This window comes from Kitasatospora sp. NPDC058032 (genome assembly GCF_042885845.1).
In the GTDB taxonomy this organism is placed as follows: domain Bacteria; phylum Actinomycetota; class Actinomycetes; order Streptomycetales; family Streptomycetaceae; genus Kitasatospora.
Genome location: NZ_JBHVRK010000036.1, coordinates 39,465 through 53,821 on the forward strand (window position 1 = coordinate 39,465; position 14,357 = coordinate 53,821).

General features: G+C 75.5%; 15 protein-coding genes. 11 read left to right on the forward strand and 4 right to left on the reverse strand.

Annotated features, from left to right (window positions below; translation table 11 throughout):
• Positions 1-72: 72 nt before the first annotated feature.
• The 3 genes from ACFVUH_RS34135 to ACFVUH_RS34145 are packed head-to-tail and all read left to right on the forward strand — an operon-like array spanning position 73 to position 3,376.
• Positions 73-984 (forward strand): ABC transporter permease, encoded by a 912-nt coding sequence (locus ACFVUH_RS34135; RefSeq protein ID WP_355369816.1) that lies wholly within the window; start codon positions 73-75, stop codon positions 982-984.
• The gene (locus tag ACFVUH_RS34140; protein ID WP_355369814.1) at positions 974-2,173 is read left to right on the forward strand and encodes an ABC transporter ATP-binding protein; all 1,200 of its coding nucleotides are present in this window, start codon (positions 974-976) and stop codon (positions 2,171-2,173) included. Before ACFVUH_RS34135 ends, ACFVUH_RS34140 begins: the two co-directional genes overlap by 11 nt.
• A 3-nt stretch (positions 2,174-2,176) precedes the next feature.
• Positions 2,177-3,376, forward strand: coding sequence for a glycosyltransferase family 4 protein (locus ACFVUH_RS34145; protein ID WP_387917382.1), 1,200 nt, complete (start codon positions 2,177-2,179; stop codon positions 3,374-3,376).
• Between the two features lie 102 nt (positions 3,377-3,478).
• Here the strand turns inward: ACFVUH_RS34145 and ACFVUH_RS34150 are convergent, their stop codons facing one another.
• Positions 3,479-4,609 (reverse strand): glycosyltransferase, encoded by a 1,131-nt coding sequence (locus ACFVUH_RS34150; RefSeq protein WP_387917402.1) that lies wholly within the window; start codon positions 4,607-4,609, stop codon positions 3,479-3,481.
• A 66-nt stretch (positions 4,610-4,675) separates the two neighbouring features.
• Between ACFVUH_RS34150 and ACFVUH_RS34155 the strand changes: the two genes are divergently transcribed.
• Positions 4,676-5,446 carry a glutamate racemase gene (locus ACFVUH_RS34155; protein ID WP_387917384.1) on the forward strand — a complete coding sequence of 257 codons (771 nt, stop codon included), beginning with the start codon at positions 4,676-4,678 and terminating at the stop codon, positions 5,444-5,446.
• 485 nt (positions 5,447-5,931) lie between these two features.
• Here ACFVUH_RS34155 and ACFVUH_RS34160 read toward each other — a convergent pair whose 3' ends face one another.
• A complete protein-coding gene (locus tag ACFVUH_RS34160) occupies positions 5,932-7,128 on the reverse strand; it encodes a polysaccharide deacetylase family protein (RefSeq protein ID WP_355369806.1) in 1,197 nt (398 codons plus the stop codon).
• A gap of 439 nt (positions 7,129-7,567) precedes the next feature.
• Between ACFVUH_RS34160 and ACFVUH_RS34165 the strand changes: the two genes are divergently transcribed.
• The 6 genes from ACFVUH_RS34165 to ACFVUH_RS34190 all read left to right on the forward strand — a co-directional run bounded on the left by ACFVUH_RS34165 (position 7,568) and on the right by ACFVUH_RS34190 (position 12,078).
• The gene (locus ACFVUH_RS34165; protein ID WP_355369804.1) at positions 7,568-7,837 is read left to right on the forward strand and encodes a hypothetical protein; all 270 of its coding nucleotides are present in this window, start codon (positions 7,568-7,570) and stop codon (positions 7,835-7,837) included.
• 248 nt (positions 7,838-8,085) lie between these two features.
• A complete protein-coding gene (locus tag ACFVUH_RS34170; RefSeq protein ID WP_355369802.1) occupies positions 8,086-8,928 on the forward strand; it encodes a polysaccharide deacetylase family protein in 843 nt (280 codons plus the stop codon).
• A complete protein-coding gene (locus ACFVUH_RS34175; protein ID WP_387917387.1) occupies positions 8,921-10,105 on the forward strand; it encodes a glycosyltransferase in 1,185 nt (394 codons plus the stop codon). Before ACFVUH_RS34170 ends, ACFVUH_RS34175 begins: the two co-directional genes overlap by 8 nt.
• A gap of 43 nt (positions 10,106-10,148) precedes the next feature.
• The gene (locus ACFVUH_RS34180) at positions 10,149-10,907 is read left to right on the forward strand and encodes a sugar transferase (RefSeq protein WP_387917389.1); all 759 of its coding nucleotides are present in this window, start codon (positions 10,149-10,151) and stop codon (positions 10,905-10,907) included.
• Positions 10,908-10,933: 26 nt separating this feature from the next.
• The gene (locus tag ACFVUH_RS34185; RefSeq protein WP_387917391.1) at positions 10,934-11,560 is read left to right on the forward strand and encodes a NeuD/PglB/VioB family sugar acetyltransferase; all 627 of its coding nucleotides are present in this window, start codon (positions 10,934-10,936) and stop codon (positions 11,558-11,560) included.
• 29 nt (positions 11,561-11,589) lie between these two features.
• Positions 11,590-12,078: an NUDIX domain-containing protein gene (locus tag ACFVUH_RS34190; protein ID WP_355369794.1), complete on the forward strand. Its 489-nt coding sequence runs from the start codon at positions 11,590-11,592 to the stop codon at positions 12,076-12,078.
• Positions 12,079-12,104: 26 nt separating this feature from the next.
• On the opposite strand, the gene ACFVUH_RS34195 is transcribed toward ACFVUH_RS34190, so the two are convergent.
• Entirely contained in the window at positions 12,105-13,034 is a 930-nt protein-coding gene (locus ACFVUH_RS34195) for an NAD-dependent epimerase/dehydratase family protein (protein ID WP_387917392.1), read from the reverse strand.
• A 131-nt stretch (positions 13,035-13,165) separates the two neighbouring features.
• A complete protein-coding gene (locus tag ACFVUH_RS34200) occupies positions 13,166-13,705 on the reverse strand; it encodes a PTS fructose transporter subunit IIA (RefSeq protein WP_355369790.1) in 540 nt (179 codons plus the stop codon).
• Between the two features lie 286 nt (positions 13,706-13,991).
• Between ACFVUH_RS34200 and ACFVUH_RS34205 the strand changes: the two genes are divergently transcribed.
• On the forward strand, positions 13,992-14,249 hold the full coding sequence (locus ACFVUH_RS34205; RefSeq protein ID WP_355369878.1) for a DUF397 domain-containing protein: 258 nt from the start codon (positions 13,992-13,994) through the stop codon (positions 14,247-14,249).
• The last annotated feature ends 108 nt before the right edge of the window (positions 14,250-14,357 follow it).

Consider the following 14,357-nt stretch of genomic DNA (forward strand, 5'->3'; position numbering starts at 1 on the left):
CGCGCCGCCGACGGTGTCAGGAGCCGCTGTGACGGGCCCACTTCTCGATACCGCCGGTACCGGAGAGGGCAGGTGTCCGTGGGGGGACAACGCGCGCCGCTCGTCGACGAGCGCGACAGCCAGACAACGCGGGCCCCGGGGCGCCCGCCGGCCGCCGACGGGCCGCCGCCGGAGCTGATCTTCAAACGCCGGCTCCGCCCGGGCCGGGTGGCCCGCGAGCTGTGGGGCGCCCGGGAACTCGTCCGCGCGCTCGCCGAGCGCGACCTGCGCGCCCGCTACAAGCAGGCCGTGCTCGGCTTCGCCTGGGCGGTGCTCACCCCGCTCGCGCTGTGCGCCATCTTCACCCTGGTGTTCCGCCGTGCCGTGCACGTCGACACCGCGGGCGCCGCGTACCCGCTGTTCGCCTACGTCGGCCTGATCGTCTGGCAGTTCTTCAGCAACACCATGAACCAGGGCGCGCTGAGCCTGGCCAACAACCTCAGCCTGCTCAACAAGGTGTACTGCCCGCGCGAGGTCTTCCCGCTCGCCACCATGCTGGTCGCCACCGTCGACATGCTGATCGGCACCGCCGTGCTGGGCCTGCTGTTCCTGGTCTTCTGGACGGCTCCCGCGGCGACCTTCCTGTGGGTGGTGCCGCTGCTGGGCATCCAGTTCGCCTTCACCTACGGCATCGCCCTGGTCCTGTCGGTGGCCGTGGTGTACCTGCGCGACGTGCGCCACCTGTTGCCGATCATCACCCAGATGGGCGTGTTCGCCACCCCCGTCGCCTACCCGCTGGCCCAGATCCCGGAGCGCCTCCAGGAGGTGTACGTCGGCGTCAACCCGCTCGGCGCCGTGATCGAGGGCTACCGCAACGCCCTGCTCTACGGGCAGGCGCCGGACGCCGCGCTCACCACGATCGCCGCGGTCTCCTCGGTGGTGTTCCTGGTCGGCGGCTACCTGCTGTTCAAGAAGCTGGAGACGGGGATCGCCGATGTCGCCTAGCCGGACCCTCCCGCTCGGGACCATCCGCACCGACCAGGTGTGGAAGCGCTTCAAGGCCGACCAGCAGCGGATGCTGCTGCGCGACAAGGTCGAGTCCATGGCCCGCCGGCTGCGCGGCGAGAAGGGCGAGGACTGGCGCTGGGCGCTGCGCGACATCTCGATGCACATCGAGCCGGGCGAGTCGGTCGGCCTGATCGGCTCCAACGGCTCCGGCAAGTCCACCCTGCTCAAGATGCTGACCCGGGTGATGTACCCGTACGGCGGGGTGATCGACGTGCGCGGCCGGATCGGCGCGCTGATCGAGATCCGGGCCGGCATCCACCCCGACCTGACCGGCCGGGAGAACATCTACCTGTTCGGCGCGCTGCTCGGCCTGCGGCGGCGCGAGGTGGCCACCCGCTTCGACGACATCGTGGAGTTCGCCCGGCTCGGCGGGGCCATCGACCGGCAGGTGAAGTTCTACTCCTCGGGCATGCAGATGCGCCTCGGCTTCGCCGTCGCCGCCTACCTGGAGCCGCACGTCCTGCTGGTCGACGAGGTGCTGGCGGTCGGCGACGCGGTGTTCCAGCAGCGCTGCCTGGACCGCATGCGCGAGGTCGCCGAGCAGGGCACCACCATCGTCTTCGTCTCGCACGACCTGCCCGCCGTGGAGTCCATCTGCCGGCGCGGCATCTGGCTGGAGCAGGGCTCGATCCGGGTGGACGCCGGGATCAAGGACGCGATGGCCGGCTACCGCGACTCGATCGAGGCGCAGTCCGAGGCCGGCGGCCGCACCGGCGAGCCGGTCCAGCTGCTCAAGCACGAGGTGCGCGGCGCGGACCGGGAGAGCCTCACCACCGACGAGCCGATGACCGTCGAGCTCACCCTCGGCGGCGACTACCGCGGCGACGCGACCCTGCACCTGGGCGTCAGCGAGGGCACCTCCAGCCCGATCTTCCAGATCAGCCACGAGATCCGGCTGACCGGCGGGGACCACGAGGTGACCTGCGTGATCCCCCGGCTGCCGCTGCCGCGCGGCCGGTACACGCTGTGGACCGGCGTCTACAGCATCGGCAGGACCGACGGTGGCACGCTGATGAGCTGGCACTCGGCCGGCCAGTTCGACGTCTTCGGCCCGATGCTGGACTCCCCGCCGCGCGCCGTCGTGCTGGCCGCGCCGGTCTTCGTCCCGCACCACTGGGAGGAGTGAGGCGTGCGACCGGTCCGGGTGCTCGTCCATCTCAACAACCTGGCCCTGGGCGGCGCCCAGCTCAACGCGGTCGACATCGCCCGCACCCTGCGCGACCGCGGCCACGACCCGGTGCTGTTCGCCCAGGGCGTGGCCGGCCCGGCGCCGCTGGTCGACGTCGCCGCCGGGCACGGCCTGGACGTGGTGGTGGCGGGCGGTCCCGACACCCCGCACGCCGACGTCCGGCGACGGCTGGGCCGGCTGGCCGCCGAGCACGGCAGCCAGCTGCTGCACGCCTGGGAGGTCCGGGCGGCCCGCAACTCCTACTTCGGGCCCGGGCGTTACGGCCGGCTGCCGGTGGTCACCACCTTCTACGGCATCCGGATGCTGCGCGGCCTGCCCCGGCACCAGCCGCTGGTGCTGGGCCTGGGCGCGCTGATGGGCGACGGCCGGGCCTTCGGCCACCGGGACGTCAGCCTCATCGAGCCGCCGGTGAACACCGCCACGGACGCCCCCGGGCTGGTCGACGGGGCCGAGTTCCGGCGCGAACACGGCATCGGTGACGAGGAGTTGCTGCTGGTCATCGTCACCCGGCTGGTCCCCGCGCTGGAGAAGGACGCCGGCGCGGAGCTCACCGTGGACGCCGTCCGGCAGCTGGACGACCCGCGGGTGCGGCTGGTGATCGTCGGCGCCGGCCCCAGCCTGGAGCCGCTGCGCGCCCGGGCGGCCGCCGTCAACGCGGCGCTCGGCCGCCGGGCGGTGCTGGTCCCCGGGCAGCTGGCCGACCCGCGCCCGGCCTACCAGGCCGCCGACGTCGTCCTCGGCATGGGCGGGTCGGCGCTGCGCGGCCTCGCCTTCGGCAAGCCGGTGGTGGTGCACGGCGCGGCCGGCTACACCGCGGTGCACGAGCCGGGCCCGCTGGTCGAGCCGCACGCCTCGCGCTGCATGTACGGCTTCGGCGACGGTTCGCGCGACCCCGGGGCGCTGGCCGGACAGCTGCGCGGGCTGCTGGACGACCCGGCGCGCCGGGCCGAACTGGGCGACTGGGGGCGGCAGTGGGTGGTCGGCCGGTTCTCGCTGGCGAGCGTGACCAGCTCCTTCGAGGACCTCTACGCCCGGGTGCTGGCCCGGCCGGGCCGCGCGGTGGGCTGGCTGAAGGACCTGGAGCAGATGACCCGGTACGAGTTCACCAAGCCGGCCGCGCTGCGGCTGCTGGGGCGGTGACGCGGGCGACGTCGCGCCACCGGCGGGCGCCCGGGCCTCCTCGTCCGGCGCGAGCCGGGAGATCGTCGGACGGTCCGTCCGGCCGGTGCGGCCCACCCCGGTTCAGTACGTCCGGCCCTTCCAGGCCGCGCCCCGGCCCCGCCAGTGCTGCACCGCCGAGTCGACCGTCATCAGCAGGTAGAGCGAGGCGGTGAACGGCAGCAGCAGTGCGGCCGCCGGCGGCTGCCCGTAGTAGCGCAGCATCGGCAGGAAGGTCCCCGCCATCAGCGCCCAGGCCGCCCCGCCCGCCGCCGCCACCGGCCACGCGCCCCCCGCGAGCCCCGCCACCGTCGCCACCGGCGGCACCAGGTAGACCAGCGCCAGCCCCAGCACCGTCCCCAGCAGCAGCACCGGCGAGTGCCGCAGCTGGGCGTAGGCGCTGCGCGACACCATCCGCCACAGCAACGTGAGGCGCGGGTACGGCCGCACGCTGTCCACCTGCTCCGCGAGCCCCAGCCAGGTCCGGCCCCCGGTGGCCTTCACCGCCCGGGCCAGCGACACGTCGTCGATCACCGCGCCCCGGATCGCCGCCACGCCGCCCGCCCGCTCCAGCGCCTCGCGCCGCACCAGCGAGCAGCCGCCCGCCGCCGCGGCCGTCCGTCCACCGGGCCGGTTGCTCCACCGGAACGGGTACAGCTGGGCGAAGAAGTACACGAAGGCCGGCACGATCAGCCGCTCCCAGCCGGTCTCCACCCGCAGCCGGGCCATCTGCGACACCAGGTCCAGCCGGTTCCCCTGCGCGGCGGCCACCAGTTCGGCCAGCGAGTCCGGTCCGTGCGCGATGTCCGCGTCCGTCAGCAGCAGGTACTCGGCGTCCGGACCGGCCAGCTCCACCCCGTGCCGCAGCGCCCACAGCTTGCCCGTCCACCCCGGCGGCAGTGGGGGAGGGGTGGTCACCGTCAGCTCCAGGCCACCGGGGGCGGCGAGCGAACGCGCCAGCGCGCCCGTCCCGTCCGTGCTGTGGTCGTCCACCAGCACCACCCGGGCCCGTCCCGGGTACTTCTGCGCCAGCAGGCCCGGCAGCGACAGCGGCAGCACCTCGGCCTCGTCCCGGGCCGGCACCACCACCGCCACCTGCGGCCAGCGCTCCACCGGCCGGCGCGGCGGCAGCCGGACGTCGGTGCGCCAGAACAACCCGTGGCAGCCCGCCAGCCAGAGCCAGACCAGCAGGGAGAGCGCGGCGATCCACAGCAGGACGGTCACCCGGGCAGTCTGCCGCACGCGGGGGCCGGCGCGGGCCATCGACTAAAGTCTTGACCCGTGAAGATCGCACTGATGGACTCGGGAATCGGCCTGCTGGCCGCCGCCGCCGCACTCCGGGCGCTGCGTCCGGACGTCGATCTGGTGCTCTCCTCCAACCCCGCCTCGATGCCCTGGGGGCCGCGCACGCCCGAGGAGGTCACCGAGCTCGCGCTCGGCTGCGCCCGGGCCGCCGCCGCACACCGGCCGGACGCGCTGATCGTCGCCTGCAACACCGCCTCGGTGCACGCGCTCGCCGCCCTGCGCGCCGAACTGGAGCCCGCGCTGCCGGTCATCGGCACCGTCCCGGCGATCAAGCCGGCCGCCGCCCTCGGCGGCCCGGTCGCCATCTGGGCCACCCCCGCCACCACCGGCAGCGCCTACCAGCGCGGGCTGATCCGCGACTTCGCCGGGACGGCCGACGTCACCGAGGTCGCCTGCCCCGGGCTCGCCGACGCCGTCGAGCACGGCGACGACGCGGCCGTCGAGGCGGCCATCGCCGCCGCGGCCGTCCGCACTCCGGCCGGCACGGCGGCCGTCGTCCTCGGCTGCACCCACTACGAACTGGTCGCCGACCGCATCCGCGCCGCCGTCGCCCCGACCTCCCTGCCCTCGCTCACCCTGCACGGCTCCGCCGACCCGGTCGCCGCCCAGGCCCTGCGCCGCGTCCTCGACCCCACCCGCGAGGGCACCGGCACCCTCACCGTCCTCCACGCCGGCACCCCCGCCACCCTCCCCCCGGCCGCCCTCGCCTACCCCCAGACCCTCCCCCTCACCGCCCCCACCGTCTGACCCCCGCGCCGCAGCGCCCGCCACGGTCCCTCCCGCCGCCCTCGTGGCACCGCTCACCGGGGTGCTTGTCGGCCTGCGGCCCGCGCGGTGGCTCGCGCCGACCCTGCGGAGGCCGGTCTCCTCACGGTCTCCTGTCCGATGTGACGGCACCGCCCGCCGGGACGGCCCCAGGCCTGCGGCCCTCGGCGGTTGGGCGGCCGTTCCGCACAGGAAGTCGGCGGAGCCGACTTTCGGCGACAGCGGCGGGGCGGGGGCTGCGGCCTGGGCGTCGGCGTGACCGGCTTCTGACGGCGGGAGTGCCGGTCGGCCGGTAGCCGGGGTGGCTGTGGTGGCGTGGAAAGTCGGCGGGGTCGACTTTCGGTGGCGCGGCGGGCGAGAGCCCCTGCGAGGTCGCGTGGGTGGGTGGCCCGTCGGCGGGGTCGACTTCCCGGGGCGGCGCAGGAAGTCGGTGGGGCGACTTCCTGCGCGGGGTGAGGGGGGGAGGGTCAGGCGGCGTGGCCGCGCCAGCGGCGGTAGGCCGGTTCGAGGCCCGAGAGGATGGTGTCGAACCGGCGGGTGCTGGTGGTGGAGTCCACCTGGAGGCGGCTGATCTGGAGGGGGTGGGTGGGGAGCCGGGGGCCGAGGCGGTGGTCGGAGAGGAAGCCCAGCCGGTAGCCCAGTTCCTGCAGGACGGTCTCGGCCCGGACGTCGTGGCCGCCGTCGGGGTACGCGAAGGCGATCGGGGGCTCGCCGAGCCAGCGGGTGAGGGCCTCGTGGGCGCCGGTGATCTCCGTCCGGACGGTGGCGTCGTCGCAGCGGCCCAGGCACGGGTGCCCCTGGGTGTGGTTGCCGATGGCGACGCCGCCCTCGCGCAGGGCGAGCAGGTCGGCGGGGGTGAGCTGTTCCTGGCCGGGCGGGCGCCGGTCGGCGCTGACCCGCAGCTCGTGGAGGCTGCGCCGGCGGTCCGGGTCGGGCATCGCCTTGAGCCGGCGGAGCAGCTGCGAGGGGTGGCCGCAGTCGAGCGAGCGGGCGCGGCCGCCGTGCCGGGCGAGGAAGTCGGCCTCGTGCCACCAGAACGGCTTCTCGGTGCCGATCAGTTCGGAGATGACGAAGGCGGCGGCCGGGATGCCGCGTTCGATCAGTGCGGGCAGCGCGTGGGTGAGGACGCTGCGGTCGGCGTCGTCGAAGGTCACCAGCACGCTGCGGGCGGGCAGCGGGCGCCGTTCGGCGACGGCCTGCTGCACGGCGGCGAGCGAGACGGGGGTCGCCAGTCCTCGCAGCCGGTCCAGCTGGGCGCCGAACGAGCGGGGGTCGGTCACCCCGTGGTAGGCGAGGACGGCGAGCCGCTGCGCCGCCCGGGCGCGGAACAGTGGCTGGACGGGGGCGAACCGCAGCCACTCACCGCGCGCGTCGGCCGAGTGGCCGGCCGGATGGTCGACCCGCTCGGGCTCGGCCGACCGGTGGACGGGCGGGGAGCAGGTGCGGGTGGCGGTGGAGCGCAGGGCCCGGCCGCCCGACGGGAGGACGGCGGGCGGCCGCGCGGCCGGCGGTGTGACGATCGGCTGCCCGTCGATCGTCACGGTGTCGGGTCCGGGCGGTGCTGCGGTGGTCGGCGGGGGCCGCAGGTCCGACAGGGCGGTCACCACGGCCCTGGTGCGGGCCGTGGGGCCGGAGGTCGACGTCGTGGAATGGGACTGCGGCACGGTTCCCCCTCGGTCGCCGATGCGGCGTGGCGGTACCGCCGGAGGGCGGAGCCCGGCCTCCGACTCCAGGGCACGGCGGCTCCGCCCCCTGGGTATCTCCGGTCCACGGCGGGGACTCCCAACCCGCACCGCGGACGGCTCCTGGATCGCTCAATGTAAGGGAGACAGCTACGCCCCGTTGATGGTTGTACCGGACGGGCAAGGTTTTTTCGCACACCGGGAACCATTCCGGGATCACCCCGAAACGAACCCGGGACAGCTTCCGGACGCCGCCCGGGCATCTCCCGGGCACCTCCGGAAGTCCTCCAGAAATCCTCCGGAAGGCCTTCGCAACACCTCCCCGAACACCCGTCCCTCCCCTCGCGACCGTCACTCGGAGTGCCCGCCCGATCGCTCCGCGCGTGCTGCCGGTGCGGCGGTGCCGGGGTACCTTGGGCTCATGGCAGATGCGGAACGTGATCACTTCTCCCCGCGCGGCGCGACCCGGATGGCCCGGTACTGTCACGGTGGCCCGCTGGTCACCCACCAGGTGCCGCTCGCGCTGGTGGGCCTGGCCTGCCTCGCGCTGGGGATCGTGGTAGCGGTCGTGGTTCCGGACAGTGACGGCCCGGCGTGGGCGATGGCGGTGGCGGGCTGCCTGGCGGCCGGTGTGCTGCTGCTCGGCCGGATCGGTTTCGCGCTGTTCCGTCGCCGCCGCGCGGCGGCCTGAGAACGGACTGCCGACGGGCCGCCCCCGGGCCCGCGTTCGGAATCACTCGAACATCGCTCACCCGATCGAGTTCAACCGGTCAGATCGGCAGGTTTTCAGCCCATCTGCCAACTCCTTCTCGCTTCTTTCACAATTCCAGGGCACCAGCCCCACAGTTCCCCCTACTGTGATGTCCGTCCGGGGCGCCAACCGCCCCGGATGCGAGGCCACTTGCCGGCGCCGGGGAGGGCGCCGCAGAGGGGGGAACGATGAGCGGCACCGCCGCGCCCGGAACGGCCCCGGCCGGCGGGGGCATCAGGGCCCAGGTGAAACGCCAGCTGGCACGCCGGGCCGGAACCAGCCCCGGCGAGGGCGCCACCGTGCTGATCTACCACCGGGTGGGCGGCGGCAGTCCGGACGAGCTGGACGTGTCCGCCGCCGACTTCGCCGCCCAGGCCGACCTGCTCGCCGCGCTGCCGCCCGGGCGGGTGGTCTCCCTGGACGAGGCCACCGACCGGATCGAGGCCGGCCGCAGCACCCCGGGCGTCGTCCTCACCTTCGACGACGGCTTCGCCGACGTCTACGACAACGCCTGGCCACTGCTGCGCGAGCGCGGCCTGCCGTTCACCGTCTACCTGGCCAGCGGCCACGTCGGCGGCGAGATGCGCTGGGAGGGCTCCACCGCCAAGGCCACCGGCGCCCCCGCGCTCAGCTGGGCGCAGCTGCGCGAGATGACCGCCTCCGGCCTGTGCACGGTCGCCAACCACACCCGCACCCACGCCCGCCCCGAACTGCTCTCCACCGCCGAGCTGGACGCCTGCGGCGACGACGTCGAGGAGCACCTGGGCGTGCGCCCCAGCCACTACGCCTACACCTGGGGCGTGCCGGTCCCGCACATGGAACCGGCCCTGCGGGCCCGCTTCCGGACGGCCGCGACCGGCGAGGTCGGCCGCAACACCCCCGGCGTGGACCCGGTCCGGCTGCGCCGGGTGCCGGTGCGCCGCACCGACCCGATCGACTTCTTCCGCGCCAAGCTCCACGGCCGGCTGCTCCCCGAGCTCGCCTACGCCCGGATCGTCGCCACCGCGAAGGCGGTGGGCGCCCGTGCCTGAGAGCCGGATCCCGCCGCGCCTGCGCGGCCCCGGCGGCCGCCCGCTGCGGGTCGCCCACCTCACCACCGTCGACATGAGCCTGCAACTGCTGCTCGCCACCGAGCTGAAGGTCGATCTGGAGGCCGGCTTCCACACGTACGGGATCAGCGCGCCCGGCCCGTACGTCCCCGAGCTGGAGGCGATCGGGGTGCGCCACGAGCCGCTGCACGCCCTGACCCGGGCCTGGGAGCCGCGCGCCGACGCCGTCGCCGCCCGCGAACTGCTCGCCGTGCTCGACCGGATCCGCCCGGACGTGCTGCACACCCACAACCCGAAGACCGGGGTGCTCGGCCGGGTGCTCGGCCGTCTCGCCCGCGTGCCGGTCGTCGTCAACACCTGCCACGGGCTCTGGGCGCAGGCCCACGACCCGCTCGCCAAACGGGCGTTCGTCCTCGGCGCGGAGGCCTTCGCCGCCCGCTTCTCGCACGCCGAGCTGTACCAGAACGGCGAGGACCGCCGCACCCTGGCCCGCGCCGTCCCGGCCCGCCGCTCGCGGGTGGTCGGCAACGGCGTGGACCTCACCCGCTTCGCCACCGACCCGGGCGAACACGCCCGCATCCGCGCCGGGCTGCGCGCCGAACTCGGCGTCGGGCCGGACGAGCTGCTGGTCGGCGGGGTCGGCCGGCGGGTCGCCGAGAAGGGCATCCGGGAGTACGCGCAGGCGGCCCGGGCGCTGGCCGGCAAGGCCCGGTTCGTCTGGATCGGTCCGGACGACCCGGACAAGCCGGACGCCCACGGGGCCGAGTCGGGCGTCTCCTTCCTCGGCCCGCGCGGCGACATGCCCGCCGTCTACGCGGCCCTCGACGTCTTCGTGCTCCCCTCCTACCGGGAGGGGTTCTCCCGCTCCGCCATGGAGGCCGCCGCCGGCGGCCTGCCGATGGTGCTCAGCGACATCCGCGGCTGCCGCGAGATCGGCACCCACGACGAGCACCTGCTCCTCGCCCCGCCCGGCGACGCCCGGGCCCTCACCGACGCGCTGGACCGGCTTCTCACCGAGCCCGGCCTGCGCGAGCGCCTCGGCGCGGCGGCCCGCCGCCGCGCCACGGCGCAATTCGACCAGCGGGCGGTCGCCGCCGTCTCGCTGGCGACCTACGCGGCCGTCGCCCGCACCAAGGGACTGCCCTGGACGGTCGGCTGAGCCTGCCCACGACCCACAACCGCATCAGGGGGGAAGGACCGTCATGAAGCGAGGGGGGGACCTCGTGGTCACCGTCCTGGCCGGGATCGTCGCGATTCCGCTGGGACTGCTGATCGCCCTGCTGATCCGCTGCACGATGGGCGGACCGGTGCTCTTCCGGCAGACCCGGACGGGGCTGCACGGCAAGGAGTTCGAGATCCTCAAGTTCCGCACCATGCGGGACAGGCGTTTCCCCGAGGAGCCGGACGCACCCCGGATCACCCGGCTCGGCGAGCTGCTGCGCCGCACCAGCCTGGACGAGCTGCCGCAGCTGTGGAACGTCGCGCGCGGCGAGATGGGCGTGATCGGGCCCCGGCCCACGCTGCCCGAGCAGGTCGTCCACTACTCCACCCGGCAGCGCGGACGGCTCGACGTCCGGCCCGGCCTGACCGGCTGGGCCCAGGTGCGCGGCCGCAACTCCATCACCTGGCCCGAGCGGATCGAGCTCGACCTCTGGTACGTGGGCAACCGCTCGTTCGGGCTCGACCTGCGGATCCTGCTGCTGACCGTCAAGGTGCTGCTGCGCCCGGCCGGGATCACCGCGGCCGGTGGCGTCAACCCGGGCTTCCCGGCGCCCACCGAGCCCGCCGACACCGGCGCCCCGGTGCCGGCGGCCCCGGACCACCGGGCGCCCGCCGTCGAACGCGCCCCCGCCGTGATCGGCCTGCCCCGGCAGAGCACGGCGCCCCGGCCGGTCCCGCCGGTGCGCACGGCCCCGTCCCGGCCGTCGCCCGTGCACGCGGCCGTCGAGGAGGCGTCCTGACCACCGGAACGGGCAGGATGGCCCCCGTGCTCCCCGAAACCGCCCCCGACGGGCTCTGGATCGCCGGCGCCGGGGGCGTCGGCCGCGAGGCGCTGGACACCGCGCTCGCGGCCGGCGTCCCGGTCGCGGGTTTCCTCGACGACCACCGGCACGGCGCCACCGTCCGCGGCCTGCCGGTCCGCAGGCCCGCCGAACTCGGACCCGGCGACCGCTACCTGGTCGGGATCGCCGACCCGGCCGTCCGGCGGCGGCTCACCGCCCTGCTGGACGGCCTCGGCGCGGCACCGGTCACCCTGGTCCACCCCCGGGCGCTGATCGCCCCGGACACCGTGCTCGGCCCGGGCTGCCTGGTGATGGGCGGCGCGTACGTGTCCAGCAGCGTCCGGCTCGGCGCGCACAGCCAGGTCCACTACAACGCGACGGTCGGGCACGACGCGGTGCTCGGCGAGCGGGTGACGGTCTACCCGGGCGGCAACGTCTCGGGCGCCGTGCTGCTGGCGGACGGCGCCACCGTCGGCTCCAACGCCGTGGTCCTGCAGGGCCGCAAGGTCGGCGAGCACGCCTTCGTGGGCGCGGCGGCCGTGGTCACCAGGGACGTGCCGCCCGGCGAGGTGGTGGTGGGCTCCCCGGCCCGCCCGCTGCGCCGGGACTGACCCGGCGGCGCCCGGATAGGGTGCGGGCCATGGCCATTCCCGAGTTCCTCGCCGACCTCCGCGCCGTGGTCGGCCCCCGCATGCTCTGGCTCAGCGCCGTCGTCGCGGTCGTCCTGGACGACGACGGCCGGGTGCTGCTCGTCCAGCGCGCCGACGACGGCAGCTGGACGCCGCCCGGCGGCATCCTCGACCCGGGCGAGCAGCCCGCCGACGGCGCGGTCCGCGAGTGCCTGGAGGAGAGCGGGGTGATCGCCGTCCCGGAGCGGCTGGTGGCGGTCACCGTCTCGCCGGAGATCACCTACCCCAACGGCGACATGACGCAGTACCTGGAGCTCGTCTTCCACTGCCGCCCGACGGGCGGCGAGGTCCGGCTGGACGAGGACGAGACCCTGGCGGTCGGCTGGTACGCCCTGGACGCACTGCCGCCGATGGGGGAGAAGGAACTCGCCTGGATCCACCGGGCGGTGGCCGGCCACGCCGAGGCGGGCTTCGAGTGGAACGGCCTGCCGCGCCCCTGACCGCAGGCCCGAGGCCCGAACGCGTCCTACAGCCCGCGGAACCAGTCCGCCGTCCGCTCCAGCCCCTCGCGCAGCGGCACCGGCCGGACGTCCGGGAACAGCTCGCGCAGCCGCGCGTTGTCGGCCTGCGAGTCCCGGACGTCGCCGGGCCGCGGGTCGACGTGCGCCACCTCGACGGGGTGGCCGAGCACCGACTCCAGCTCGCCGATCAGCTCCAGCAGCGAGGTGCGGGTGCCGAAGGCCAGGTTGACCGGGTCGGCGTGCACCACCCGGCGCAGCACCGCCTCGGTGATCACCTGGGTGACGGTGCCGACGAAGGTGAAGTCCCGGCTCTGCCCGCCGTCCCCGTGCACGGTCACCGGACGCCCGGCCAGCGCGGCGTCCAGGAAGGCCGGGACCACGGCCGCGTAGGCGTGCCCGGCGGGCTGCAGCGGGCCGAAGACGTTGAAGAACCGCAGCGGGAGCACCCCGAGCCCGTAGCAGTGGTGGTAGGCCGCCAGGTAGGACTCGGTGGCGAGCTTGCTGACCGCGTACGGGCTCATCGGCGCGGTGCGCATGGTCTCCCGCTTGGGCAGCTCGCGGTTGGCGCCGTAGACGGAGGAGGAGGACGCGGCGGCCACGTAGAGGCCCCCGGCGCGGCGGGCCGCCTCCAGCACCTCCAGGGTGCCGGTGGCGTTGGCGTGGTGGCTGGCCAGCGGGTCGGCCACCGAGCGGGGTACGGACGGCAGCGCGGCGAGGTGGACGACGGCGTCGGCGCCGGCGAAGGCCTCGTCCAGCAGCGCCGGGTCGAGGACGGAGCCCTCGTGGAGCAGGGCGCCGGTGCCGTCCAGGTTGGTCTTGTGCCCGGTGGAGAGGTCGTCCACGACCCGGACCTGGTCCACCTCGGGCCGGGCCAGCAGGGCCCGGACCAGGTTGGCCCCGATGAATCCGGCTCCGCCGGTGACGACCACGCGCATGGCTGAGGTTCCCCCCTCACGGCCGGCCCCGCGGCCGGTCCTGCGCCGATGGTAGCCGCGCGGTCACCCGCCGTGGGCCGGATCCCGCAGAACGGCCGGAAGCGGACACGGCGGGCCCGGGGCGGAGGGTTTCAGCCCTTGGGCTGGCGGTAGGCCTCCTCAGCGGCGTCCAGCACCGCCGCGAGGTCGCCGCCGGCCGTGGCGGTGGCCACCGCGGCCACCGCGCCCTCGACGAACGGGGCGTTGGCGAACCGGACCGGGAACGGCAGGCCGTGCTCGTCGGCGTCGGCGAGCAGCCTGCGGACGGTGGTCACCGCGCCGCCGAGATCGGCCAGCACGACCACGCCGTGGCCCTGGTCGACCCGGCGGGTGGCGGCGGCGACCAGGACGGCGCTGATGCCGGGGCCGGCCACCAGGTCCCCGCCGCTCGCGGCCACCGGGGCGGGGGAGCCGTCGTCGGTCAGGGCGAGGGCGAGGGCGCGCACGGCGTCGGCGAGTTCCTGGCTGTGCGAGACGAGGACGACGCCGACCCGGCCGTGCGTGGGGGGCCGACCCGGGGCGGGCCGGGGCTGCGGGGCAGGGGCGGGCGGGGTGCGGGGCGCCGGGGGGTGGGCCGAGGGGGCGTCGGAGATGGGGATGACATCGGCGCGGCTGCCGTCCCGGCGGCTCATCGGCTGCTCCTCGGGCGCTCGGTGGGGGCTGGACGGTGGGGTGCTCGGGCGGGGGTGCTCGGGCGGGCGTGCTCGGTGGGGGCTCCCCACACTCTGGCAGTTCGCCCGCCGCCCGCCCGCGTGGGACACGCTTCCGGCGGCGGGCCGGGCCCGCTGACGGTCCGTCGGCCCCGGCCGGGGGAGTCCTGCCGATCCCGCTGACCGGGGGCCGCGCGGGTGACTAGGCTGGGGCCGTTCAGGCCGTCGGGAGGAGAGACCAGCAGTGGCAGCCAACAGCGGGACCGGGGTGGAGTCGGCCGGGGTCGGGACGGAGCCGGCCGGAGCGGCGGAGCTCGGCGCGAACGGGAAGCCGAAGGTGGACTTCACCGGGGCGACCTGGCTGTGCAGCAGCCAGGGCGTGGGCGACGTCCAGATCGCCTTCGTGGACGGCTACATCGGGATGCGGGACGGCCGTCAGGAGGACGGCCCGGTCCTGGTGTTCACGCCCGGGGAGTGGCGGGCCTTCGTGCTCGGCGCGCGGGACGGCGAGTTCGACCTCACCTGACCGGATCCGGCCGGACGCCCCGCGGGGGGGGCGGCCCGGGGCGGGCGGAGTAGGTACAGTGGGCGAGCGGGACGGAGGAGCGAAAGTCAGCGGGCGTAAAAAATACGA

What these genes read in the sequence shown, in the direction of transcription:
- ACFVUH_RS34140 (WP_355369814.1), top strand. Translation starts at nt 974, where the DNA reads ATGTCGCCTAGCCGGACCCTCCCGCTCGGGACCATCCGCACCGACCAG.
- ACFVUH_RS34165 (WP_355369804.1), top strand. Translation starts at nt 7,568, where the DNA reads ATGGCAGATGCGGAACGTGATCACTTCTCCCCGCGCGGCGCGACCCGG.
- ACFVUH_RS34170 (WP_355369802.1), top strand. Translation starts at nt 8,086, where the DNA reads ATGAGCGGCACCGCCGCGCCCGGAACGGCCCCGGCCGGCGGGGGCATC.
- ACFVUH_RS34180 (WP_387917389.1), top strand. Translation starts at nt 10,149, where the DNA reads ATGAAGCGAGGGGGGGACCTCGTGGTCACCGTCCTGGCCGGGATCGTC.
- ACFVUH_RS34190 (WP_355369794.1), top strand. Translation starts at nt 11,590, where the DNA reads ATGGCCATTCCCGAGTTCCTCGCCGACCTCCGCGCCGTGGTCGGCCCC.
- ACFVUH_RS34195 (WP_387917392.1), bottom strand. Translation starts at nt 13,034, where the DNA reads ATGCGCGTGGTCGTCACCGGCGGAGCCGGATTCATCGGGGCCAACCTG.
- ACFVUH_RS34200 (WP_355369790.1), bottom strand. Translation starts at nt 13,705, where the DNA reads ATGAGCCGCCGGGACGGCAGCCGCGCCGATGTCATCCCCATCTCCGAC.